This is a genomic window from Pseudomonas sp. GW823-FHT02E01, assembly GCF_058797535.1.
In genome coordinates this window covers 338,909-362,431 of sequence record NZ_JBXAJS010000004.1, presented here as the reverse complement: position 1 = coordinate 362,431, position 23,523 = coordinate 338,909, and the positions used below count along the sequence as shown (strand labels likewise).

Annotated in this window: 18 protein-coding genes; all 18 read left to right on the top strand. The window is 60.4% G+C overall.

Annotated elements, in window-relative coordinates:
- The first annotated feature begins 88 nt into the window (after positions 1-88).
- The 18 genes from hutC (at position 89) to mdoH (ending at position 23,351) form a co-directional block, all read left to right on the top strand.
- Positions 89-799, top strand: a complete 711-nt coding sequence (hutC, locus tag AC1RDQ_RS11830) for a histidine utilization transcriptional repressor HutC (RefSeq protein ID WP_173677901.1) — start codon at positions 89-91, stop codon at positions 797-799.
- Positions 796-1,365: a HutD/Ves family protein gene (locus tag AC1RDQ_RS11825; RefSeq protein WP_492587340.1), complete on the top strand. Its 570-nt coding sequence runs from the start codon at positions 796-798 to the stop codon at positions 1,363-1,365. Before hutC ends, AC1RDQ_RS11825 begins: the two co-directional genes overlap by 4 nt.
- Positions 1,366-1,862: 497 nt before the next feature.
- Complete coding sequence (gene hutU, locus AC1RDQ_RS11820; RefSeq protein ID WP_492587338.1) at positions 1,863-3,545, top strand: urocanate hydratase; 1,683 nt, start codon at positions 1,863-1,865, stop codon at positions 3,543-3,545.
- A 157-nt stretch (positions 3,546-3,702) separates the two neighbouring features.
- Positions 3,703-5,172: a purine-cytosine permease family protein gene (locus tag AC1RDQ_RS11815; RefSeq protein WP_057712389.1), complete on the top strand. Its 1,470-nt coding sequence runs from the start codon at positions 3,703-3,705 to the stop codon at positions 5,170-5,172.
- A gap of 69 nt (positions 5,173-5,241) precedes the next feature.
- A complete protein-coding gene (locus tag AC1RDQ_RS11810) occupies positions 5,242-6,210 on the top strand; it encodes an ABC transporter substrate-binding protein (RefSeq protein WP_492587336.1) in 969 nt (322 codons plus the stop codon).
- Between the two features lie 70 nt (positions 6,211-6,280).
- Entirely contained in the window at positions 6,281-7,132 is an 852-nt protein-coding gene (locus AC1RDQ_RS11805; RefSeq protein WP_057712387.1) for an ABC transporter permease, read from the top strand.
- Entirely contained in the window at positions 7,129-7,959 is an 831-nt protein-coding gene (locus tag AC1RDQ_RS11800) for a quaternary amine ABC transporter ATP-binding protein (protein ID WP_052961897.1), read from the top strand. Before AC1RDQ_RS11805 ends, AC1RDQ_RS11800 begins: the two co-directional genes overlap by 4 nt.
- Positions 7,960-8,109: 150 nt before the next feature.
- The gene (hutH, locus tag AC1RDQ_RS11795; protein WP_492587334.1) at positions 8,110-9,633 is read left to right on the top strand and encodes a histidine ammonia-lyase; all 1,524 of its coding nucleotides are present in this window, start codon (positions 8,110-8,112) and stop codon (positions 9,631-9,633) included.
- A gap of 119 nt (positions 9,634-9,752) precedes the next feature.
- A complete protein-coding gene (hutH, locus tag AC1RDQ_RS11790; RefSeq protein WP_090452629.1) occupies positions 9,753-11,285 on the top strand; it encodes a histidine ammonia-lyase in 1,533 nt (510 codons plus the stop codon).
- A 109-nt stretch (positions 11,286-11,394) separates the two neighbouring features.
- On the top strand, positions 11,395-12,801 hold the full coding sequence (locus AC1RDQ_RS11785) for an amino acid permease (protein WP_102672199.1): 1,407 nt from the start codon (positions 11,395-11,397) through the stop codon (positions 12,799-12,801).
- Positions 12,802-12,818: 17 nt separating this feature from the next.
- On the top strand, positions 12,819-14,024 hold the full coding sequence (gene hutI, locus AC1RDQ_RS11780) for an imidazolonepropionase (RefSeq protein WP_492587332.1): 1,206 nt from the start codon (positions 12,819-12,821) through the stop codon (positions 14,022-14,024).
- Between the two features lie 10 nt (positions 14,025-14,034).
- The gene (gene hutG, locus AC1RDQ_RS11775; protein ID WP_492587331.1) at positions 14,035-14,838 is read left to right on the top strand and encodes an N-formylglutamate deformylase; all 804 of its coding nucleotides are present in this window, start codon (positions 14,035-14,037) and stop codon (positions 14,836-14,838) included.
- A 268-nt stretch (positions 14,839-15,106) separates the two neighbouring features.
- Positions 15,107-16,063: a choline ABC transporter substrate-binding protein gene (locus AC1RDQ_RS11770; RefSeq protein ID WP_492587330.1), complete on the top strand. Its 957-nt coding sequence runs from the start codon at positions 15,107-15,109 to the stop codon at positions 16,061-16,063.
- A gap of 161 nt (positions 16,064-16,224) precedes the next feature.
- Positions 16,225-17,142 carry an alpha/beta hydrolase gene (locus tag AC1RDQ_RS11765; RefSeq protein ID WP_492587328.1) on the top strand — a complete coding sequence of 306 codons (918 nt, stop codon included), beginning with the start codon at positions 16,225-16,227 and terminating at the stop codon, positions 17,140-17,142.
- A gap of 104 nt (positions 17,143-17,246) precedes the next feature.
- The gene (pip, locus tag AC1RDQ_RS11760; RefSeq protein ID WP_407515064.1) at positions 17,247-18,218 is read left to right on the top strand and encodes a prolyl aminopeptidase; all 972 of its coding nucleotides are present in this window, start codon (positions 17,247-17,249) and stop codon (positions 18,216-18,218) included.
- The gene (dtd, locus tag AC1RDQ_RS11755) at positions 18,215-18,652 is read left to right on the top strand and encodes a D-aminoacyl-tRNA deacylase (protein ID WP_057712378.1); all 438 of its coding nucleotides are present in this window, start codon (positions 18,215-18,217) and stop codon (positions 18,650-18,652) included. The genes pip and dtd overlap by 4 nt, the downstream gene beginning before the upstream one ends.
- A 321-nt stretch (positions 18,653-18,973) precedes the next feature.
- A complete protein-coding gene (locus AC1RDQ_RS11750; protein ID WP_090452641.1) occupies positions 18,974-20,788 on the top strand; it encodes a glucan biosynthesis protein G in 1,815 nt (604 codons plus the stop codon).
- Positions 20,781-23,351 carry a glucans biosynthesis glucosyltransferase MdoH gene (mdoH, locus tag AC1RDQ_RS11745; protein ID WP_492587327.1) on the top strand — a complete coding sequence of 857 codons (2,571 nt, stop codon included), beginning with the start codon at positions 20,781-20,783 and terminating at the stop codon, positions 23,349-23,351. The genes AC1RDQ_RS11750 and mdoH overlap by 8 nt, the downstream gene beginning before the upstream one ends.
- Positions 23,352-23,523: the final 172 nt, after the last annotated feature.

Genomic DNA, 23,523 nt, shown 5'->3' with positions numbered 1-23,523 from the left:
GTAAACTCCGGCAAGCTAGCAATCTCTTTTCAACGAACAAGGATTAACCGTGCCGACTCCGCCTCCAGTCTCTCCGTTGGCCGCGAACATGGGCGACAGTCCGGCGCCCTTGTACGCCCGCGTCAAACAAATGATCACCCAGCAAATCGACAGTGGAAACTGGCCGCCGCACTATCGTGTGCCGTCGGAAAGCGAGCTGGTCAGCCAGTTGGGCTTCAGCCGCATGACCATCAACCGCGCCCTGCGCGAGATGACCGCCGATGGCCTGCTGGTGCGCATGCAAGGCGTCGGCACGTTCGTCGCCGAGCCGAAAAGCCAGTCCGCACTGTTCGAAGTGCACAACATCGCCGACGAAATCGCCTCTCGCGGTCATCGCCACACCTGCAAGGTCATCACCCTTGAAGAAGAGGCCGCCGGCTCCGAGCGCGCGCTGGCCCTGGACATGCGCGAAGGGCAGAAGGTGTTCCACTCGCTGATCGTGCATTTCGAAAACGATATTCCGGTGCAAATCGAAGACCGTTTCGTCAATGCGCTGGTGGCGCCGGACTACCTCAAGCAGGACTTCACCCTGCAAACGCCATATGCCTACCTGAACCAGGTCGCGCCGCTGACCGAAGGCGAGCACGTGGTCGAGGCGATCCTGGCCGAGTCGTCCGAATGCAAATTGCTGCAGATTGAAAAAGGCGAGCCGTGCCTGCTGATCCGTCGCCGCACCTGGTCCGGCCGTCAGCCGGTGACCGCCGCTCGCTTGATCCACCCCGGTTCCCGTCATCGTCTGGAAGGTCGGTTCCATAAATGAATCAGTTAAAGGTTTTACGCGCCAAAGATTACCCGCGCATGCCGTGGAAAAACGGCGGCGGCAGCACCGAAGAAATCACCCGCGATGCCGGCACCGGTCTGGATGGCTTTGGCTGGCGCCTGTCGATTGCCGACATTGGCGAATCGGGCGGGTTTTCCACCTTCGCCGGTTACGAGCGAGTGATCACTGTTTTGCAGGGCGACGGCATGAGCCTGACGGTGGATGGTCAGGATACTCGGCCACTGTTACCGCTGGACCCGTTTGCCTTCAGCGGTGAAAGCAAGGTTTCCTGCACATTGCTCGGCGGTGCGATTCGCGATTTCAACCTCATTTACGCACCGCAGCGTTACGCCGCGCGGTTGCAGTGGTTGTCGGGCGAGCAGCGGTTTTTCAGTGAGGCGGGGACTGTGCTGGTCTTCAGCATCAGCGATGCGCTTGAAGTGAAGGTCGGTACCAGCGCTTCGCAACTGGGTCGCCATGATTGCCTGCAACTGGTCGGTAACACCGGATTGCTGGAAGTCTCCAGCAATGGCGCCTGCTGCGTGGTCGAACTCGTCGCACGCTGATACACCATCCCTGTAGGAGCGAGCTCGCTCGCGAATAACCCAAATTCGCCGCTGGGCATCTGGTTCTACGCGTTATCCTTCACGACCATCGCGAGCAAGCTCGGCTCCTACAGGGGGCGATGTTTGCCCGCGATGTTGTGCTACCCCTCAGACCGTTTCCGTCCGCGCACCAACTTGTTACCGAACGCCCCAGTGTGGCGCAAGACCACGCTCAAGTAACAACCCGCCTATCCTCCAAAAAATCCCCTCGAAAAATTTCATCTACGCCAAAACCCTTGTTCCAAGGGCTCTCCAGCTGTTTCCGAACTTTTCTTGAATGCTCATCCAACAAGTTGGCCGCTTGATTGCATATGCTTGTATGTACAAGTAAAGACGTATGCGTATGAGTCACGAAGACTCAACCATCGTCCACTGATTCGCCGGTGTGCACTGATGCCCATTGGCTTGCTCGCCCACTGCCTGGGTTGGTTTGGATTGATTGCTGAGGAGTTCTTTTCGTGACCGAGAATAAACGTACCAAGTTTCGCGACGTCGAAATCCGTGCCGCACGCGGTAACAAGCTGACCGCCAAGAGCTGGCTGACTGAAGCGCCGCTGCGCATGCTGATGAACAACCTCGACCCGGAAGTCGCCGAGAACCCTAAAGAACTGGTGGTTTACGGTGGTATCGGTCGCGCTGCACGTAACTGGGAATGCTACGACAAGATCGTCGAAAGCCTGACCAACCTGAACGACGACGAGACCCTGCTGGTGCAATCCGGCAAGCCGGTCGGCGTGTTCAAGACCCACAGCAACGCCCCGCGCGTACTGATCGCCAACTCCAACCTGGTTCCTCACTGGGCGAGCTGGGAACACTTCAACGAACTGGACGCCAAAGGCCTGGCCATGTACGGCCAGATGACCGCCGGCAGCTGGATCTACATCGGCAGCCAGGGCATCGTCCAGGGCACCTACGAAACCTTCGTTGAAGCTGGTCGCCAGCACTACAACGACAACCTGACCGGCAAGTGGGTACTGACCGCTGGCCTGGGCGGCATGGGTGGTGCTCAGCCTCTGGCTGCAACCCTGGCTGGCGCTTGCTCGCTGAACATCGAATGCCAGCAGGTCAGCATCGATTTCCGTCTGAAAAGCCGCTACGTCGACGAGCAAGCCAAAGACCTCGACGACGCACTGGCCCGCATCGCCAAATACACCAAAGAAGGCAAGGCGATTTCCATCGCGCTGCTGGGCAACGCGGCTGAAATCCTGCCTGAACTGGTCAAGCGCGGGGTGCGCCCGGACATGGTCACCGACCAGACCAGCGCCCACGACCCGCTCAATGGCTACCTGCCAGCAGGCTGGACCTGGGACGAATACCGCGCTCGCGCCAAGACCGAACCTGCTGCCGTGATCAAGGCCGCCAAGCAATCGATGGCTGTGCACGTTAAAGCGATGCTCGACTTCCAGAAGCAAGGCATCCCGACCTTCGACTACGGCAACAACATCCGTCAGATGGCGCAAGAAGAAGGCGTGGAAAACGCATTCGACTTCCCGGGCTTCGTACCGGCCTACATCCGTCCGCTGTTCTGCCGTGGCATCGGCCCGTTCCGCTGGGCTGCACTGTCGGGCAACGCTGAAGACATCTACAAGACCGACGCCAAGGTCAAGGAACTGATCCCGGACGACGCCCACCTGCACAACTGGCTGGACATGGCCCGCGAGCGCATCAGCTTCCAGGGTCTGCCGGCACGTATCTGCTGGGTTGGCCTGGGCCTGCGCGCCAAGCTGGGCCTGGCGTTCAACGAAATGGTCCGTAGCGGCGAGTTGTCCGCGCCAATCGTGATCGGTCGCGACCACCTGGACTCCGGTTCGGTATCGAGCCCGAACCGCGAAACCGAATCGATGCAGGACGGTTCCGACGCCGTTTCCGACTGGCCACTGCTCAACGCTCTGCTCAACACCGCGAGCGGCGCGACCTGGGTATCCCTGCACCACGGCGGCGGCGTCGGCATGGGCTTCTCCCAGCACTCGGGCATGGTGATTGTCTGCGACGGTACTGACGAAGCGGCCGAGCGTATCGCTCGCGTGCTGCACAACGACCCGGCCACTGGCGTCATGCGTCACGCCGATGCCGGTTACCAGATCGCCATCGACTGCGCCAAGGAACAAGGGCTGAACCTGCCGATGATTACCGGCAAATAACGCTGTACGGCTTTATGTGGGAGCGAGCTTGCTCGCGATGAGGGCGACACATTCAACCTCTTCGTTGACTGAAAAACCGCTATCGCGAGCAAGCTCGCTCCCACAGAAGCCAACACCGACAACCGATATACCTATAACAATCCACAGAGGTTGAATCATGGCTGTTAACAGCGAACGTGCAGGCAACAAACCGTTGATCGAGAAGCGTTCGATCGACTACATCCCGGAAGCGGAAAGACACGGTCGTCTGTTTAGCCAGTTCACCCTGTGGATGGGTGCCAACCTGCAAATCACCGCGATTGTCACTGGTGCATTGGCGGTGGTGCTTGGCGGTGATGTGTTCTGGTCGTTGATCGGTCTGTTGATCGGCCAACTGCTCGGCGGTGGCGTAATGGCGCTGCATGCCGCGCAAGGCCCCAAGCTTGGCCTGCCGCAGATGATTTCCAGCCGGGTACAGTTCGGCGTGTACGGCGCGGCCATCCCGATCGTGCTGGTGTGCCTGATGTACCTGGGCTTCACCGCAACGGGAACCGTGTTATCCGGCCAGGCGCTGGGCCAGTTGTTTGGCGTCAGCGACAGCGTCGGTATCCTCATTTTTGCCAGTGTCATCGTGCTGGTCACGGTGCTCGGTTATCGGGTGATCCATTGGATCGGCCGAGTTGCCAGCGTCATCGGTGTGATTGCCTTCGTTTATCTGTTCTGGCGCCTGATGAGCCAGACCGACGTCGGCGCTCTCCTGCAAATCCGTCACTTCAGCTGGAGCAGCTTCCTGCTGGCGGTGTCGCTTGCGGCGTCCTGGCAGATCGCGTTCGGCCCTTACGTGGCTGACTACTCACGCTACCTGCCGAGCAATATCTCCTCGGTGAAAACCTTTTTCGCCGCAGGTGCGGGTTCGGTCATTGGCGCACAGGTGGCGATGGTCCTCGGCGTGTTCGCTGCCGCTTCGGCCAACGGGCAATTCGCCGGTCACGAAGTGGCCTACATCGTTGGTCTGGGCGGTACCGGTGCCACTGCTGCGCTGCTGTACTTCAGCATCGCGTTCGGCAAGGTCACCATCTCCACGCTGAACTCCTACGGCAGCTTCATGTGCATTGCGACCATCATCAGCGGTTTCCGTGGTGACCTGAAGGTAACGCACTTGCAGCGTCTGGTCTTCGTGCTGGTCATCGTCGGTGCTGCGACCCTGATGGCGTTGCTCGGTCAGCACTCGTTCCTCGGCGCGTTCAAGTCTTTCATCCTGTTCTTGCTAGCGTTCTTTACCCCCTGGAGCGCGATCAATCTGGTGGACTACTACTGCATCACTCGCGAGCGCTATGACGTACCGGCTCTGGCCGATCCGAATGGTCGCTACGGTCGTTGGAACCTCCTCGGTATCAGCGTCTATGTGTTCGGTGTGCTGGTGCAGCTGCCGTTCATCTCCACTAAGTTCTATACCGGTCCGCTGGTGGCGGCCCTGGGTGATGTGGATATTTCCTGGGTCATCGGCCTGGTGCTTCCCGCCGCCCTGTATTACCTGTGTGCAAAAAAATGGCACGGCACAGTGCCTGATCGTTTGATCCTGCCGGTCGAGCAGGGCGCGATCACCGAACAAAAGCTGAATGTCGGTCGCGCTGCGGCGCAGGCCTGATTGGACGTGGACAGGGCTGGATGCCTCTTGACTGCCGTAAGCCAATTCATGATTAGGAGCGTCATAACAATGAAATCGAACAAGACCCTGCTGACCGCATTGCTTTCCATGGGCCTGCTGGCCAGCGCTGGCGCCACTCAGGCGGCGGGTTGGTGCGAGTCGGGCAAACCGGTGAAGTTCGCCGGTTTGAACTGGGAAAGCGCCATGCTGCTGACCGACGTGATGCAAGTCGTGCTGGAGAAAGGCTACGACTGCAAGACCGACAGCCTGCCGGGCAACTCCATCACCATGGAAAACGCCCTGAGCAGCAACGACATTCAAGTGTTTGCCGAAGAGTGGGTCGGCCGCAGCGAAGTCTGGAACAAGGCCGAGAAGGCCGGCAAAGTCGTCGGTGTCGGCGCCCCGGTTGTTGGCGCGATCGAAGGCTGGTACGTGCCGCGCTACGTGATCGAAGGCGACGCCAAGCGTAAGCTGGAAGCCAAGGCTCCGGACCTGAAAAACATTGCTGACCTGAGCAAATACTCGGCGGTGTTCAAAGACGCCGAAGAGCCTTCCAAGGGCCGTTTCTACAACTGCCCGGCCGGCTGGACCTGTGAGCTGGACAACAGCGAAATGCTGAAAAGCTACGGCCTGGAAAGCACCTACACCAACTTCCGCCCAGGCACCGGCCCGGCGCTGGATGCCGCTGTGCTGTCGAGCTACAAGCGTGGCGAGCCGATCCTGTTCTACTACTGGTCGCCAACGCCTTTGATGGGCCAGATCGACGCGGTGAAACTCGAAGAGAAACCAGGCGTGAACAAGACAGTGACCATCAAGGTCGGCTTGTCCAAGACGTTCCACGACGAAGCGCCTGAACTGGTGGCCGTGCTGGAAAAGGTCAACGTGCCAATCGACCTGCTGAACCAGAACCTTGGGCGCATGACCAAAGAGCGGATCGAATCACCAAAACTGGCCAAGATCTTCCTGAAGGAACATCCTGAAGTCTGGCACGCATGGGTGAGCGAAGACGCAGCCAAGAAAATCGACGCGGCCTTGTAGGTTGGGCTTCTCCGGCTGTCGGCAACGGCAGTCGGACGCTTGATCGCAACCCCTTGATTGAGAGTCTCTTATGTTTCCCGAAAGCTTTACCTTTTCCATCGCCGACTGGGTCAACGGTTGGGTCGATTCGCTGGTTACCAACTACGGCGACGTTTTCCGCAGCATATCCGACACCCTGCTGTGGGCCATCGTCAATCTTGAAGGCCTGCTGCGTGCTGCACCCTGGTGGCTGATGCTGGCGATCGTGGCCGGTGTGGCCTGGCACGCGACCCGCAAGGTCGTGACCACTGCCGTCATCGTTGGTTTGCTGTTCCTGGTGGGGGCGGTCGGCCTCTGGGACAAGCTGATGCAGACCCTGGCGCTGATGATGGTGGCGACGATCATTTCGGTCTTGATCGGCATTCCGCTGGGCATTCTCTCGGCGCGCAGCAACCGCCTGCGTTCGGTGCTGATGCCGTTGCTGGACATCATGCAGACCATGCCGAGCTTCGTGTACCTGATCCCGGTTCTGATGCTGTTTGGCCTGGGCAAGGTCCCGGCGATTTTCGCCACGGTGATCTACGCCGCACCACCGCTGATCCGTCTGACCGATCTGGGCATTCGCCAGGTCGACGGCGAAGTGATGGAAGCGATCAACGCCTTCGGTGCCAACCGCTGGCAGCAACTGTTCGGCGTGCAACTGCCACTGGCCCTGCCGAGCATCATGGCCGGGATCAACCAGACCACCATGATGGCCCTGTCGATGGTGGTGATCGCCTCGATGATCGGTGCCCGTGGCCTGGGTGAAGACGTGCTGGTAGGGATTCAGACCCTCAACGTCGGGCGTGGCCTTGAAGCCGGTCTGGCGATCGTGATTCTGGCTGTGGTGATCGACCGCATTACACAGGCGTATGGTCGCGCACGGCATGAGGTGAGCAAATGAACAACGCAACCGTGAGCAAGATCGAAGTCAAGAACGTCTTCAAGATTTTCGGCAACCGTTCCAAGGATGCGCTGGCCATGATCGGCCAGGGCAAGACCAAGGACCAGGTCCTGGCCGAAACCGGCTGCGTGGTCGGCGTGAACGACCTGTCGCTGAGCATCGGCAGCGGCGAGATCTTCGTGATCATGGGCCTGTCGGGCTCAGGCAAGTCGACCCTGGTGCGCCACTTCAACCGCCTGATCGACCCGACCAGCGGCGCGATCCTGGTGGACGGCGTGGACATCCTGCAATACGACATGGAAGCCCTGCGCGAATTTCGTCGGCGCAAGATCAGCATGGTGTTCCAGAGCTTTGGCCTGTTGCCGCACAAGAGCGTGCTGGACAACGTCGCCTACGGCCTGAAAATCCGTGGCGAAAGCAAAGCCATGTGCGCTGAGCGTGCGCTGCACTGGATCAACACCGTGGGCCTCAAGGGCTACGAAAACAAATACCCGCACCAGCTATCCGGCGGCATGCGTCAGCGTGTGGGCCTGGCCCGCGCCCTGGCGGCGGACACTGACATCATCCTGATGGACGAAGCGTTCAGCGCCCTCGACCCACTGATCCGCGCGGAGATGCAGGACCAGTTGCTGGAACTGCAAAAGACCTTGCACAAGACCATCGTCTTCATCACCCACGACCTCGACGAGGCCGTGCGCATCGGCAACCGCATCGCGATTCTCAAGGACGGCCGCCTGATCCAGGTCGGCACGCCAAGAGAGATCCTGCATTCGCCGGCGGATGAGTATGTCGACCGCTTTGTGCAGCGTCGGGCGGCGGTGGTTTAAAAGGTTTGTGCCGGCTGTGCTGGCCCCATCGCGAGCAAGCTCGCTCCCACAGTGGATCCCCGGTGTTCACAAAACCTGTGGGAGCGAGCTTGCTCGCGATGAGGCCGGTAAAGATGCATCAATATTCAGGTTTGTACGCAGAGGTTGAAGATGTCCCAGGCTGAAAAAATCGTTATCACCGAGTCGCAGGTCAGTTGGCAGGATGTGGTCGCCGTTGCTCGTCATGGCGCACAGCTTGAACTGTCGGCACCGATCTGGGCGCGCATCGAGAACGCACAGGCCATCGTCCAGCGCATCGTCACCAGCGGCGAACGTGCCTACGGCATCAACACCGGGCTGGGCGCGCTGTGCAACGTCTCGCTGCAGGACGAACAACTCAGCCAGTTGTCGCGCAACACCTTGCTCAGCCACGCTTGCGGCGTGGGTGCACCGCTGACCGACGAGCAGACCCGCTCGATCATGTGCGCGGCCATCGTCAACTACAGCCACGGCAAATCCGGCTTGCACCGTCAGGTCGTCGAAGCGCTGCTGGCGCTGCTCAACCGGGGCATCACCCCGCAGGTGCCGTCCCAGGGGTCGGTGGGTTACCTGACTCACATGGCGCACATCGGCATCGCGCTGCTGGGCGTGGGCAATGTCAGCTATCGCGGGCAGATCGTTTCCGCGCAGCAAGCGCTGGCCGAAGAAGGTCTGCAACCAGTCAAGCTCGGTGCCAAGGACGGTTTGTGCCTGGTCAACGGTACGCCGTGCATGAGCGGCCTGAGCTGCCTGGCGATTGCCGATGCCACGCGCCTGCTGGAATGGGCCGACGTGATCGGCGCCATGAGCTTCGAAGCCCAGCGCGGGCAGATCGATGCGTTCGACGCGGAGATCATCGCGCTCAAGCCGCACCCGGGCATGCAACAGGTCGGGATCAACCTTCGGGCCTTGCTCGACGGCAGCGAAGTGATCGCCCAGAGCAAAGGCATTCGCACCCAGGATGCCCTGAGCATTCGCTCGATCCCGCAGGTGCACGGTGCTGCGCGCGATCAACTGGTGCACGCGATCAAACAGATCGAAACCGAGCTTAACGGCGCCACCGACAACCCGCTGGTGCTGGGTACCGCGGACAATTACCGCGTGGTGTCCCAGGCCAACCCTCATGGCCAGTCCGTGGCAATGGCGGCGGACTTGCTGGCGATCGCCATGGCGGAAATCGGCTCCATCGCCGAGCGTCGTCTGGACCGTTTGATCAACCCGCACGTCAGCGGCCTGCCGGCTTTCCTGGTGGCCAACCCGGGCGTGAACTCCGGGATGATGATCGTGCAATACGTGGCCGCTTCGCTGTGCGCGGAGAACCGTCAACTGGCGCAACCGGCAGTCCTCGACAATTACGTCACTTCCGGTCTTCAGGAAGATCACCTGAGCCTGGGCACCAACGCCGCGCTGAAGCTGCATCGCACGCTGGAAAACTGCACGCAGATCCTCGCCATCGAGTATTTGCTGGCGGCCCAGGCGTTTGAATTCTTGAAGGAACAACGCTTTGGTGCGGGCACCGATACCGCTTGGCGTCTGCTGCGTGAGCGAGTTCCTGCCTACGACCAGGACCGCTGGCTTGCACCAGACATTGCCGCCGCTGCCAGTGTTCTGAAAGACCCTGTTTTGCTGCAAAAAACGTTACCGAATCTGAATTGATTTCCCTATAAAACCAGCGTGCCAAGGCGCCACCCCCTCAAAAAGGGGGAAGCGACGGACAACGGACATCTCCGGAGCGTCTGGTTAGTTAATAGCTAACTCTCAAAAGGAGCACAAAAATGACTGCGCTAAATCTGATTCCCGGCCAACTGACCCTCGCCCAACTGCGTGACGTCTATCAGCAGCCGGTGAAACTGACCCTCGACAACAGCGCCTCGGCCCAGATCGAAGCCAGCGTTGCCTGCGTGGAACAGATCCTCGCCGAGAACCGCACCGCCTACGGTATCAACACCGGTTTCGGTCTGCTGGCCTCGACCCGCATTGCCAGCGAAGACCTGGAAAACCTGCAGCGCTCGCTGGTGCTGTCCCACGCCGCCGGTGTCGGCCAGCCGATCAGCGATGAGCTGGTGCGTCTGATCATGGTGCTCAAGGTCAACAGCCTGAGTCGTGGTTTCTCTGGCATCCGTCGTGTGGTGATTGACGCGCTGATCGCCCTGATCAATGCCGAGGTTTACCCGCACATTCCATTGAAAGGCTCGGTCGGTGCTTCCGGTGACCTGGCGCCTCTGGCCCACATGTCGCTGGTGCTGCTGGGCGAAGGCAAGGCTCGCTACAAGGGCGAGTGGATGGAAGCCACCGAAGCGCTGAAAGTTGCTGGTCTGACCCCGCTGACCCTCGCCGCGAAAGAAGGCCTGGCGCTGCTCAACGGCACCCAGGTGTCCACCGCGTTTGCCCTGCGTGGCCTGTTCGAAGGTGAAGACCTGTTTGCTGGTGCCTTGGCACTGGGCGGCTTGACCGTTGAAGCGGTCCTGGGCTCGCGTTCGCCGTTCGACGCCCGTATCCATGCTGCCCGTGGCCAGAAAGGCCAGATCGACGCCGCCGCCGCTTATCGCGATCTGCTGGGCGAGCGCAGCGAAGTCTCCGACTCCCATGAAAACTGCGAGAAGGTACAAGACCCGTACTCCCTGCGTTGCCAGCCACAAGTCATGGGTGCCTGCCTGACCCAGTTCCGTCAAGCGGCCGAAGTACTGGCGATCGAATCCAACGCCGTTTCCGACAACCCGTTGGTTTTCGCCGCTGAAGGTGACGTGATCTCCGGTGGCAACTTCCACGCCGAGCCGGTGGCCATGGCCGCTGACAACATGGCATTGGCCATCGCTGAAATCGGTTCCCTGAGCGAGCGCCGTATCTCGCTGATGATGGACAAGCACATGTCGCAACTGCCGCCGTTCCTGGTGGCCAACGGCGGTGTGAACTCCGGCTTCATGATCGCCCAGGTGACCGCGGCGGCATTGGCCAGCGAGAACAAGGCGTTGTCCCATCCGCATTCGGTGGACAGCCTGCCGACTTCCGCCAACCAGGAAGACCACGTGTCGATGGCTCCGGCGGCTGGCAAGCGCCTGTGGGAAATGGCCGAAAACACCCGTGGGATTCTCGCGGTGGAATGGCTGGCGGCAGCCCAGGGCCTGGACCTGCGCAATGGTCTGAAGACTTCGCCAAAACTGGAAAAAGCCCGTGCCATTCTGCGTAACGAAGTGCCGTTCTATGAGAAGGACCGCTTCTTTGCACCGGATATCAACGCTGCGAGCGAGTTGCTGGCTTCCCGTTGCCTGAACGAGCTGGTTTCGGCGAAGTTGCTGCCTAGCCTGTAATTGCCCCTTCGCGAGCAGGCTCGCTCCCACAGGTGCATGCCACCCAATGTGGGAGCGAACTCGCTCGCGATTCGATTTTGCGTCGGATAACAATAATTAGGGACGAGAAATGCAACAGCCAGAAAAAGGTTTGAAACGCGGGCTCTCTGCCCGACATATTCGCTTCATGGCGCTGGGGTCGGCAATCGGCACCGGGCTGTTTTATGGATCTGCCTCGGCCATTCAAATGGCCGGTCCTGCGGTACTGCTCGCTTACCTGATCGGTGGTGCGGCGGTGTTCATGGTCATGCGCGCCCTCGGTGAGATGGCGGTGCACAACCCGGTGGCCGGCTCTTTCGGCCAGTACGCCAGCACCTATCTGGGGCCGATGGCGGGCTTCATCCTCGGTTGGACCTACGCATTCGAAATGGTCATCGTCGGCATGGCCGATGTCACTGCATTCGGTATCTACATGGGCTTCTGGTTTCCGGAGGTTTCCCGCTGGATCTGGGTGCTGGGTGTCGTTTCCATCGTTGGCGGCCTGAACCTGTGCAACGTCAAAGTCTTCGGTGAAATGGAGTTCTGGCTGTCGCTGCTCAAGGTCGCCGCCATCGTCGCGATGATCCTGGGTGGTTTCGGCATCATGTGGTTCGGCATCAGCTCGGCCCCCGGCCAAGCGACCGACATCAGCAACCTCTGGAGCCACGGCGGTTTCATGCCCAATGGCATGGGCGGTCTGATCGCTTCGTTCGCGGTGGTGATGTTTGCGTTTGGCGGTATTGAAATCATCGGCGTAACGGCAGGTGAAGCCAAAGACCCGCAGCACGTGCTGCCCCGGGCGATCAATGCTGTACCGTTGCGGATCCTGCTGTTCTATGTGCTGACGATGCTGGTGCTGATGTCGATCTTTCCATGGCAGCAGATCGGCAGCCAGGGCAGCCCGTTCGTGCAGATTTTCGACAAGCTGGGGATCAGCTCGGCGGCCACCATCCTCAACATCGTGGTGATCACGGCGGCGATTTCGGCGATCAACAGTGACATCTTCGGCGCTGGCCGCATGATGTTCGGTCTGGCCCAGCAAGGGCATGCACCCAAGGGCTTCGCCCGCCTGTCGCGCAATGGCGTGCCATGGATGACGGTGGTGGTGATGAGTGCTGCGCTGTTGCTGGGTGTGTTGCTGAACTACCTGATCCCGGAAAACGTGTTCCTGTTGATCGCTTCCGTCGCGACCTTTGCCACGGTGTGGGTCTGGCTGATGATTCTGGTGACCCAAGTGGCCATGCGCCGGTCCATGAGCGCCGAGCAGGTTGCACAACTGAAGTTTCCGGTACCGCTCTGGCCTTATGCACCGGCGGCGGCGATTGCCTTCATGCTGTTCATTTTCGGCGTGCTGGGCTATTTCCCGGACACCCAGGCAGCGCTGATCGTCGGCGTGGTCTGGATCGTGTTGCTGGTGCTGGCTTACCTGACGTGGGTGAAACCGGCGGCGGGCCAGGCAGCCCTGGTGACGCAGGATCCTACTTTTTCTCATCGATAACCTAATGGAGGCCAAGGATGAAAACTCTCTGGCAACACTGTCACGTCGCAACCATGGAACAAGGCGTCTACTCGATCATCGAGGATGCGGCCATCGTGACGTCAGGAGCGCACATTGAGTGGATCGGCCCGCGCGGTGAGTTGCCGGCGGGCGAGTACCCGGCCGTCAATGATTTGAACGGGGCCTGGGTCACGCCGGGCCTGATCGACTGCCACACTCACACGGTGTTCGGCGGTAACCGCAGCGGTGAATTCGAACAGCGCCTGCAAGGCGTCAGCTACGCGGAAATCGCCGCCAGCGGTGGCGGTATCGCCAGCACCGTACGCGCCACCCGCGCAGCCAGCGAAGATGAACTGTTCGCCAGTGCCGCCAAGCGCCTGAAAAGCCTGATGCGTGATGGCGTTACCAGCATCGAAATCAAGTCCGGCTACGGCCTGGACCTGGCCAGCGAGCGCAAGATGCTGCGTGTGGCCCGTCGCCTCGGCACCGAACTGCCGGTCAGCGTGCGCAGCACCTGCCTGGCGGCTCACGCCTTGCCGCCGGAGTACAAGGATCGCGCTGACGACTATATCGATCACATCTGCGCCGACATGCTCCCGGCCCTGGCTGCCGAAGGGCTGGTCGACGCCGTGGATGCGTTTTGCGAGTACCTGGCGTTCTCCCCGGCGCAGGTCGAGCGGGTGTTCATTACCGCCCAGGCACTGGGCCTGCCAGTGAAGCTGCACGCCGAGCAGTTATCGTCGCTGCATGGCTCGAGCCTGGCGGCGCGCTATCACGCGTTGTCCGCCGATCACCTGGAGTTCATGACCGAGGACGACGCCATCGCCATGGCCAAGTCCGGTACGGTCGCGGTGCTGTTGCCCGGCGCCTTTTACTTCCTGCGTGAAACCCAATTGCCGCCGATGGAAGCCCTGCGCAAGCAGGGCGTGAAAATCGCCATCGCCAGCGACCTCAACCCGGGCACCTCACCGGCGCTGTCGTTGCGCCTGATGCTGAACATGGCTTGCACCTGCTTCCGCATGACCCCGGAAGAAGCCCTGGCCGGCGCGACGATTCATGCCGCCACCGCGCTGGGCATGGCCGATACTCATGGTTCGCTGGAGGTCGGCAAGGTCGCGGATTTTGTCGCCTGGCAAATCGATCGTCCGGCCGACCTGTGTTACTGGCTGGGCGGCGACCTGGAAAAACGCGTCGTGCGCCACGGCGTCGAATCAAGTCTGTAGGAGATCTGTTGTGGATAAGGTTCTGAACTTCAAACAAGGCCGCGTACCGCTGCTGATCAGCATGCCCCACGCTGGTGTGCGCCTGACGCCTGCGGTCGAAGCCGGGTTGATCCCTGACGCGAAAAGCCTGCCGGACACCGACTGGCACATCCCGCAGCTATACGACTTCGCCGCGGAACTGGGTGCAAGCACCCTGGCGGCCGAGTACTCGCGGTTCGTCATCGACCTTAACCGACCGTCCGACGACAAGCCTTTGTACGTGGGCGCGACCACCGGCCTGTACCCGGCAACGCTGTTCGACGGCATTCCGTTGTTCCGCGAAGGGCTGGAGCCTTCGAAAGAAGAGCGCGCGACTTATCTGGAGCAGATCTGGACGCCGTACCACAGCACCTTGCAGCAGGAACTGGCGCGACTGAAGGCCGAGTTCGGCTATGCGCTGCTGTTCGATGCGCACTCGATCCGCTCGATCATCCCGCACCTGTTCGACGGCAAGTTGCCGGACTTCAACCTCGGCACCTTCAACGGCGCCAGTTGCGATCCACAGCTTGCGACCCGACTGGAAGCGATCTGCGCGCTTCATGACAACTACACCCACGTACTCAACGGGCGCTTCAAGGGCGGGCACATCACTCGCCATTACGGCAATCCGGCCGAGAACATCCACGCGGTGCAACTGGAGTTGGGGCAGTGCACCTACATGGAAGAGTTCGAGCCGTTCCGCTATCGCCCGGATCTGGCGGAACCGACGCGGTTGGTGCTCAAGGAGTTGCTGCAAGGCTTGCTGGCCTGGGGTGAAAAACACTACAGGCGCTAAAGCCTGACGCGTAACCCTGTGGGAGCGAGCGAGCTTGCTCGCGATAGCGGTCTGTCTGTTACATCTATGTCGACTGATCCACCGCCATCGCGAGCAAGCTCGCTCCCACAGGTAAGTGTTCATTTTGAAAGCGCGACGTAACAGTCGCCACCGTGCAAAACACGGTCGCCACAGGTCGCTTTTACCGCTCGTCTGCTGCGTAATGTTCTGGCCACGGTGCACAAAGACACCGGCCTCACAATAATCGCTGCCGCACGAGATGCTCTCTATGACAAGCACCAAAGGTTTGTTCGCCCGCTGTCTCTCAATCCTCTGCGGCACGGCTCTCCTGAGCACCGGCGCCCTGGCCGCTGACGACGCCTCCTGCAAAACAGTGCGCATGGGCGTGGTCAACTGGACCGATGTGATCGCCACCAGCGGCATGGCCGACGTGTTGCTCAATGGCCTCGGCTACGAAAGCAAACAGACCAGCGCCGTTCAGCAAATCATCTTCGCCGGGATCCGCGACAAGCGCCTGGACATTTTCCTTGGTTACTGGAAACCGGCGATGGACAAAAACATCGCGCCGTTCCTGGCCGCCAATCAAGTCAAAGTCATGGACAAGCCGAGCCTGGCTGATGCCCAGGCCACCCTTGCAGTCCCTGACTATGTAGCAGCGGCGGGCCTGAAGACCTTCTCCGACATCGCCAGATTCAAGGATCAGCTTGGCGGCAAGATCTACGGGATCGAGCCGGGCAGCGGCGCCAACACCACGATCAAGACCATGATCGAAACCAATCACTTCGGCCTGAAGGATTTCAAACTGATCGAGTCCGGTGAAGCCGGCATGCTCGCCGCCGTACAGCGCGCCGTGAATCGCAAGGAGTTCGTGGTGTTCGTCGGTTGGACTCCACACCCGATGAACATCAACATGAAGATCGCCTACCTGACCGGCAGCGAAGACGTGTACGGCCCGAATGAAGGTGCTGCGACCGTTTCCACCGTAACCGCGCCGGATTACGCCCAGCGCTGCCCGAACGTCAATCGACTGCTGGAAAACCTGACCTTCACCGCCGCCCAGGAAAGCCAGTTGATGGTGCCGATCATGGAGCGCCAATCGGCTCAGGATGTCGCGAAAAAATGGCTGCGCGAGCATCCGGAAGATCTCCAGCGCTGGCTGGCGGGTGTCAGCAGTTTTGATGGCAAGGATGGCGTGGCCACGGTTCAGACCAGTCTGAAGAACTGACACCTTTCCAGATGTTTGCAAAACCTGTGGGAGCGAGCTTGCTCGCGATGGCGCCCTCACATTCAACATCTATGTTGCCTGTCAGTTCGCAATCGCGAGCAAGCTCGCTCCCACAGGTCATAAGTACGCCTTGAAAACCTGAACAGGCTTGCACCAGTCTTATGGCTCCTTATCCACTTTCCGAGCAGATGACGGCTTTCGTCGAGAAAACCGTCAGTTTCAACAGCACCGACAACGGCCCCGAAGGTCTGCGCCGGGCCTATAGCGAGATGTGCCGGGCATTCACGCCGCCGCGTCCCGCCGGGTTGTATGTGGTCGATTTCGAGTTGGCGGGGGTTGCCGTTCGTTCGTATCAGCCGCCGGTTTCACCTTCTGCTGGTGGCGTGCCGTGCATCGTCTATCTACATGGCGGTGGCTGGGTGGTGGGGGATCTGGATTCCCACGACTTCATTTGCGCGGAACTGGCCTCGACCCTGGGCGTGTTGGTGATCGCCGTCGATTACCGCCTGGCGCCGGAACATCCGTTTCCGGCGGCCTTCGACGATTGCCTCAAAGTCTGGCGGGCGTTGCGCACCGGGCCGTTCAAACTTGACCCTGCGCGTACGCTGGTGGCCGGCGACAGTGCCGGTGGCAACCTCGCGGCAGCGTTGTGCCTGGCGCTGCGCGATGCCGGCGAGCCGGTGCCGTGCGCGCAGGTCCTGATCTATCCGGGCTTGGGCGGCGATCACCGGCTGCCGTCGCGCAGTGAGTGCATCGACGCGCCGTTACTCAGCAGCAGTGACGTCGATTGCTATCACTCGCTTTACCTGCAGGGCACCCGCCATCCGAACGCCTACGCCATGCCATTGCTTGCCACGGATTTCAGCAGACTGCCACCGGCATGGATCTCCGTGGCGCAATTGGACCCGTTGCGTGATGACGGCGTACTGTATGCCGAGCGACTGAGTGCCGCGGGCGTTGCTGCCACATTGTACGTCGGCGAGGGTTTGGTCCATGGCTGTTTACGGGCCCGTGGGCAGGTGGCCGAGGTCGATGCGCTGTACGAAACCCTGTTTGGTTATCTTGCGGAAAAACTCTGACTTCGCACGGGCATGCTCATTGACGTAATTCGGGTTTATGATGCCCAACGGCAGAATAATAGAAGTCCCCCCAGGGATGACCTCGACCCCTTACGGAGTGCGCAATGCAGACTTTGTACCCGCAGATCAAACCCCACGCCCGGCACGATCTGGCCGTCGACGAGACCCACACGCTGTATGTCGACGAAAGCGGTTCACCGGAAGGTTTGCCGGTGGTGTTCATCCACGGCGGCCCCGGTGCCGGATGTGATGCCCAGAGTCGGTGCTACTTCGATCCAAATCTTTATCGCATCGTCACCTTCGACCAGCGCGGTTGTGGTCGCTCGACCCCCCACGCCAGCCTGGAAAACAACACCACCTGGGACCTGGTCGCCGACCTCGAGCGGATTCGCCAGCATCTGGGCATCGAAAAATGGGTGCTGTTTGGTGGCTCCTGGGGTTCGACCCTGGCGCTGGCCTACGCGCAAACCCATCCTGAGCGGGTACACGGCCTGATCCTGCGGGGGATCTTTCTCTGCCGTCCGCAGGAAATCGAATGGTTCTATCAGGCCGGCGCCAGCCGCCTGTTCCCCGATTACTGGCAGGACTACATCGCGCCGATCCCGCTGGACGAGCGCGACGACTTGCTCGCTGCGTTCCACAAACGCCTGGTCGGCAACGACCAGATCGCCCAGATGCACGCGGCCAAGGCCTGGTCGACCTGGGAGGGCCGCACCGCGACCCTGCGCCCTAACCCTCTGGTAGTCGACCGTTTCTCCGAGCCTCAACGTGCGTTGTCGATTGCCCGCATCGAATGCCACTACTTCAGCAACCACGCCTTCCTGGAGCAGAATCAGCTGATCCGCGACATGGGCAAGATCGCCCATTTGCCCGGCGTGATCATTCATGGTCGCTACGACGTGATCTGCCCGCTGGATAACGCCTGGGAATTGCATCAAGCCTGGCCGAACAGCGAACTGCAGGTCATCCGCGATGCCGGTCATGCCGCTTCCGAGCCTGGCATCACCGACGCACTGGTACGCGCCGCCAATCAGATGGCCCGGCGTCTGCTCGACCTGCCGCCTGAAGAAGCATGAAGGGCCTGCTGCAACGGGTGCGCGGCGCGCGGGTCGAGGTCGCGGGCGAGATCGTGGGTGCCGTCGATCAGGGATTGCTGGTCCTGGTAGCCGTCGAGCCCGACGATACGCGGGCCAGCGCTGACAAACTCCTTAATAAGCTGCTTAACTATCGGGTATTCAGTGACGCTGAGGGCAAGATGAATCTGTCCTTGGCGGATGTGGGCGGTGGGCTGCTGCTGGTCTCTCAGTTCACCCTGGCTGCCGATACAAAAAACGGGCTGCGTCCGAGTTTCTCGACCGCGGCCCCTCCGGCGTTGGGCGAGGAGCTGTTCGACTATCTATTAAGCAAAGCGAAACAGGTGCATGGCACTGTGGCATCAGGTAGATTCGGCGCGGATATGCAGGTGCACCTGGTCAATGATGGCCCGGTAACCTTCCTGTTACAGACCTGAAAGCGCTTGAAACAAGTTTTTACGTTCATTTCGACTGAAAACAGGGGTTTTTCGCGATAAATACTTTGTTACCCCTGATGCGTTGTAACGCGGCCTACTAGATAATCCCGCGCTACGGGGATCAGCGTTCGTTGGTCCATTTTGACTTAGGTAGAGACTTGTCCGGATCCGATTGGGGAATCATTTCGCCACAGCGGAGTCGGAACAATGCTCGCCAACTTGGCAAGAGTGGTTTGCAAGGGCGGTTTTTTCATACCGTACACCGTGCAGGCCCTTTAACTGGCCGTTGGTTTTTTGATCTGTTTTCGGCGAGGGTTGCTCGTGATTGTTAGTCCCTGTAACGCACCAAAATTGTCTGCCAAACGGTTACGCAGCGCCCTGGTAGCGGGCTCTGCACTGCTCTGCCTGCTCAGCGCCGGTCAGCTTTGGGCATTCAGTCTGGATGATGTATCGGTCAAGGCAAAAGAACTGGCCGCGCAGAAATTCGAAGCGCCGCGCAGTAACCTGCCGAACGAGTTCCGCGACATGAAATTCGCGGACTATCAGAAAATTCGTTTTCTGACGGAAAAAGCCGAGTGGGCTGACCAGAAGACGCCGTTCAAGCTGTCCTTCTATCACCAGGGCATGCATTTCGATACGCCGGTGAAAATCAACGAAATCACCGCGAACACCGTCGAAGAGATCAAATACGATCCGAGTCGTTTCGACTTCGGCGATATGAAGTTCGATCCAAAGGCCACCGAACAACTGGGTTATGCCGGTTTCCGTGTGCTGTACCCGATCAACAAGGCCGACAAGCAAGACGAAATCATGACCATGCTTGGCGCGAGCTACTTCCGCGTCGTCGGCAAGGGTCATGTCTATGGTTTGTCCGCTCGCGGCATGGCGCTTGATACCGCATTGCCGTCCGGCGAAGAATTCCCGCGTTTCCGCGAGTTCTGGATTCAGCAGCCCAAGCCAGGCGACAAGCACCTGGTGATCTTCGCCCTGCTGGATTCTCCTCGTGCCACCGGCGCCTACCGCCTGACCCTGCGTCCGGGCAGCGATACCATCGTCGACGTCAAGGCGCAGATGTTCCTGCGTGACAAGGTCGGCAAACTGGGCATCGCCCCGTTGACCAGCATGTTCCTGTTCGGCGCCAACCAGCCGTCGAAAGTACTGAACTACCGTCGCGAGCTGCACGATTCCAGCGGCCTGGCGATCCATGCCGGCAACGGCGAGTGGATCTGGCGTCCGCTGAACAATCCGAAGCACCTGGCCGTGAGCAACTTCAGCGTTGAAAACCCGCGCGGCTTTGGTCTGCTGCAACGTGGCCGCGACTTCAGCCACTACGAAGACCTCGACGACCGCTACGACAAGCGTCCAAGCGCCTGGATCGAGCCGAAGGGTGACTGGGGCAAGGGTACGGTCGACCTGGTCGAGATTCCGACCGCTGACGAAACCAACGACAACATCGTTGCTTTCTGGAATCCGGAAAAATTGCCGGAACCTGGCCAGCCGCTCGATGTCGCTTATCGTATGCACTGGACCATGGATGAAGCCTCGATTCACGCGCCGGACAGCGCCTGGGTCAAACAAACCCTGCGCTCCACTGGTGACGTCAAGCAGTCCAACCTGATTCGTCAGCCGGACGGCAGCGTTGCCTACCTGGTGGACTTTGAAGGCCCGTCCCTGGCGGCTTTGCCGGCCGAAGCGGACGTTCGCAGCCAGGTCAGCGTCGGCGACAACGCCGAGCTGGTGGAAAACAGCGTTCGCTATAATCCTGAAACCAAAGGCTGGCGCCTGACCTTGCGGATGAAGATCAAGGATCCGAGCAAGTCCACCGAGATGCGTGCCGCGCTGGTGCAGAACATCGTGCCGGCGGACCTGGCCAAGACTTCGATTCCGTCGTCGAACTCGTCGGTTGCCAAGGCCGACAAGGTTGCCGCCAAGCAACAAGAGAAAGCGGACAAGGAAGCCAGGCAAGCGGAGGCCAAGCAGGCCGAAGCCAAGCCTGTTGCAGATGCCAAGGACAAGGCCAATAAAGACGCCAAGCAGCCTGTCGCTGCCGACGCGGCCCCAGCCACACCGGAATCGGCCCCGACTGAAGAAGTCCTGACCGAGACCTGGAGCTATCAGTTGCCTGCCGATGAGTAACTCTCAAGTACGGCCAGAAACTCTTTCCGAGTATCTGGCGCATCTGCCGATGACCGACCAGCAGCGCGCGGAACTCGCGGGCTGCAGGTCTTTCAGTGAACTGCATGAGCGTCTGTCGTCCTCGACTTTCGACGCGCCAGCCGAGGCCGCCCAGGCTTCGGTCGGCAAGCGCTTGACCCTGAGCACTGCCGAAGAATTGCAGGACGCCGAAATGCTGGTGCTCGACGCCAGCGGTCGCGTCTGCCTTAAGGCGACCCCACCGATTCGTCGGACCAAAGTCGTGCCGGAGCCGTGGCGCACCAATATTCTGGTGCGCGGCTGGCGGCGTCTGACCGGTCGCACCAATCCGCCGAAGCCGCCGAAAGACGAGAACGTGTTGCCGGCCGCGCGCTGGCGCACCGTCGGTTCGATCCGCCGCTACATTCTGCTAGTACTGATGCTCGGTCAGACCATCGTCGCCGGCTGGTTCATGAAAGGCCTCATGCCTTACCAGGGCTGGTCATTCGTCGACCTCGACGAAGTCTTGCACCAACCGTTACTGCAAACCGCCACCCAAGTGCTGCCATATGCATTGCAGACCAGCATCCTGATCCTGTTCGGGATTCTGTTCTGCTGGGTTTCGGCCGGTTTCTGGACCGCGTTGATGGGCTTTCTCGAGTTGCTAACCGGGCACGATAAATACCGCATCTCCGGTAAAAGTGCTGGTAACGAGCCGATTCCAAAGGATGCGCGCACCGCGCTGGTGATGCCAATCTGCAACGAAGACGTGCCTCGGGTATTCGCCGGTCTGCGTGCAACGTTCGAATCGGTCGCGGCCACGGGTGACCTGGACCGCTTCGACTTCTTCGTCCTCAGCGACAGTAACGACGCCGACATCTGCGTCGCCGAGCAACAGGCCTGGCTGGATGTCTGCCGCGAAGCCGGGGGCTTCGGCAAGATTTTCTATCGCCGCCGTCGTCGTCGCGTAAAACGTAAAAGCGGCAACCTCGACGACTTCTGCCGTCGTTGGGGCGGTGACTACAAGTACATGGTCGTACTCGACGCCGACTCCGTGATGAGCGGTGAGTGCCTGACCAGTCTGGTACGCCTGATGGAGGCCACGCCGGACGCCGGGATCATCCAGACCGCGCCGCGTGCGTCGGGCATGGACACCCTTTATGCTCGCATGCAGCAGTTCGCCACCCGCGTGTACGGTCCGCTGTTCACTGCCGGCCTGCACTTCTGGCAGTTGGGCGAATCGCACTACTGGGGCCACAACGCGATCATCCGCATGAAGCCGTTCATCGAGCACTGCGCCCTGGCGCCATTGCCCGGTAAAGGCGCATTCGCCGGTGCGATTCTGTCCCACGACTTCGTCGAAGCCGCGCTCATGCGTCGTGCCGGCTGGGGCGTGTGGATTGCCTACGATTTGCCGGGCAGCTATGAAGAACTGCCGCCGAACCTGCTGGACGAACTCAAGCGCGACCGTCGCTGGTGCCACGGCAACCTGATGAACTTCCGCCTTTTCCTGGTCAAGGGCATGCACCCGGTGCACCGCGCGGTGTTCCTGACCGGCGTGATGTCCTACCTGTCGGCGCCGTTGTGGTTCTTCTTCCTGGTGCTGTCGACCGCGCTGCTGGCGGTCAACACGCTGATGGAACCGCAATACTTCCTCGAACCGCGTCAGCTCTATCCGCTGTGGCCACAATGGCATCCGGACAAGGCGATCGCGCTGTTCTCGACCACCATCGTGCTGCTGTTCCTGCCGAAGCTGTTGAGCATCATCCTGATCTGGGCCAAGGGTGCGAAAGAGTTCGGCGGCAAGTTCAAGGTGACCCTGTCGATGCTGCTGGAGATGTTGTTCTCCATGCTGCTGGCGCCGGTGCGGATGATTTTCCACACCCGTTTCGTACTGGCCGCGTTCCTCGGCTGGGCCGCGACCTGGAACTCGCCGCAGCGTGACGACGACTCCACGCCGTGGAGCGAAGCGGTCAAGCGCCACGGTCCGCAAACCTTGCTGGGCTTCTTCTGGGCCATGCTGGTGATCTGGCTGAACCCGAGCTTCCTGTGGTGGCTGGTGCCGATCGTCGGTTCGTTGATGCTGTCGATCCCGGTGTCGGTGATCTCCAGCCGTGTCGGTCTGGGCCTGAAGTCCCGTGACGAGAACCTGTTCCTGATCCCTGAGGAATACAATCCGCCACAGGCACTGCTGGCGACCGACCAGTACACCCACGAAAACCGCTGGCACGCGCTGAACGACGGCTTCGTCCGCTCGGTGGTCGATCCACAGCAAAACGCCCTGGCGTGCTCGTTGGCGACTTCCCGGCACAATCAGTCCGAGCCGATCGAATGGCTGCGGATCGAACGGGTACGGCATGCAATGAAAGTCGGGCCCGAAGGCCTGACCAACAACGAGCGTGTGCAGTTGTTGAGCGATCCGGTAGCTCTGGCCCGCCTGCATGAGCAGGTTTGGAACGAAGGCCATCCAGAGTGGCTGGGCGCGTGGCGCAAGTCGGTGAAGGCCGATCCTCATGCACCGTTGTTGCCGCTCAAGCCGTTGAGCGTGCAGCCTCAGTTGGCATAATAAAAAACCCCGCGAAAGCGGGGTTTTTTATGGCTTGAAGTTTGTTCTTGAGCTTGCACCCGATTCTGTAACGGCAGCGTCTGGCCGATCGCTTTCACTTTGGCGTTCATGCGGTTGGCGCAACACTGTCGAGCCCTGTGAGCTTGCCCGCGAAGGCATCACCTCGGTCTTT

Excerpts from the sequence above, each read along its gene's own strand:
- AC1RDQ_RS11785 (WP_102672199.1), top strand. The coding sequence starts at position 11,395 with ATGCAACAGCCAGAAAAAGGTTTGAAACGCGGGCTCTCTGCCCGACAT.
- AC1RDQ_RS11815 (WP_057712389.1), top strand. The coding sequence starts at position 3,703 with ATGGCTGTTAACAGCGAACGTGCAGGCAACAAACCGTTGATCGAGAAG.
- hutC (WP_173677901.1), top strand. The coding sequence starts at position 89 with ATGGGCGACAGTCCGGCGCCCTTGTACGCCCGCGTCAAACAAATGATC.
- AC1RDQ_RS11800 (WP_052961897.1), top strand. The coding sequence starts at position 7,129 with ATGAACAACGCAACCGTGAGCAAGATCGAAGTCAAGAACGTCTTCAAG.
- hutH (WP_492587334.1), top strand. The coding sequence starts at position 8,110 with ATGTCCCAGGCTGAAAAAATCGTTATCACCGAGTCGCAGGTCAGTTGG.
- mdoH (WP_492587327.1), top strand. The coding sequence starts at position 20,781 with ATGAGTAACTCTCAAGTACGGCCAGAAACTCTTTCCGAGTATCTGGCG.
- AC1RDQ_RS11810 (WP_492587336.1), top strand. The coding sequence starts at position 5,242 with ATGAAATCGAACAAGACCCTGCTGACCGCATTGCTTTCCATGGGCCTG.
- AC1RDQ_RS11770 (WP_492587330.1), top strand. The coding sequence starts at position 15,107 with ATGACAAGCACCAAAGGTTTGTTCGCCCGCTGTCTCTCAATCCTCTGC.
- hutI (WP_492587332.1), top strand. The coding sequence starts at position 12,819 with ATGAAAACTCTCTGGCAACACTGTCACGTCGCAACCATGGAACAAGGC.
- hutH (WP_090452629.1), top strand. The coding sequence starts at position 9,753 with ATGACTGCGCTAAATCTGATTCCCGGCCAACTGACCCTCGCCCAACTG.
- AC1RDQ_RS11765 (WP_492587328.1), top strand. The coding sequence starts at position 16,225 with ATGGCTCCTTATCCACTTTCCGAGCAGATGACGGCTTTCGTCGAGAAA.
- pip (WP_407515064.1), top strand. The coding sequence starts at position 17,247 with ATGCAGACTTTGTACCCGCAGATCAAACCCCACGCCCGGCACGATCTG.
- AC1RDQ_RS11825 (WP_492587340.1), top strand. The coding sequence starts at position 796 with ATGAATCAGTTAAAGGTTTTACGCGCCAAAGATTACCCGCGCATGCCG.
- AC1RDQ_RS11805 (WP_057712387.1), top strand. The coding sequence starts at position 6,281 with ATGTTTCCCGAAAGCTTTACCTTTTCCATCGCCGACTGGGTCAACGGT.
- dtd (WP_057712378.1), top strand. The coding sequence starts at position 18,215 with ATGAAGGGCCTGCTGCAACGGGTGCGCGGCGCGCGGGTCGAGGTCGCG.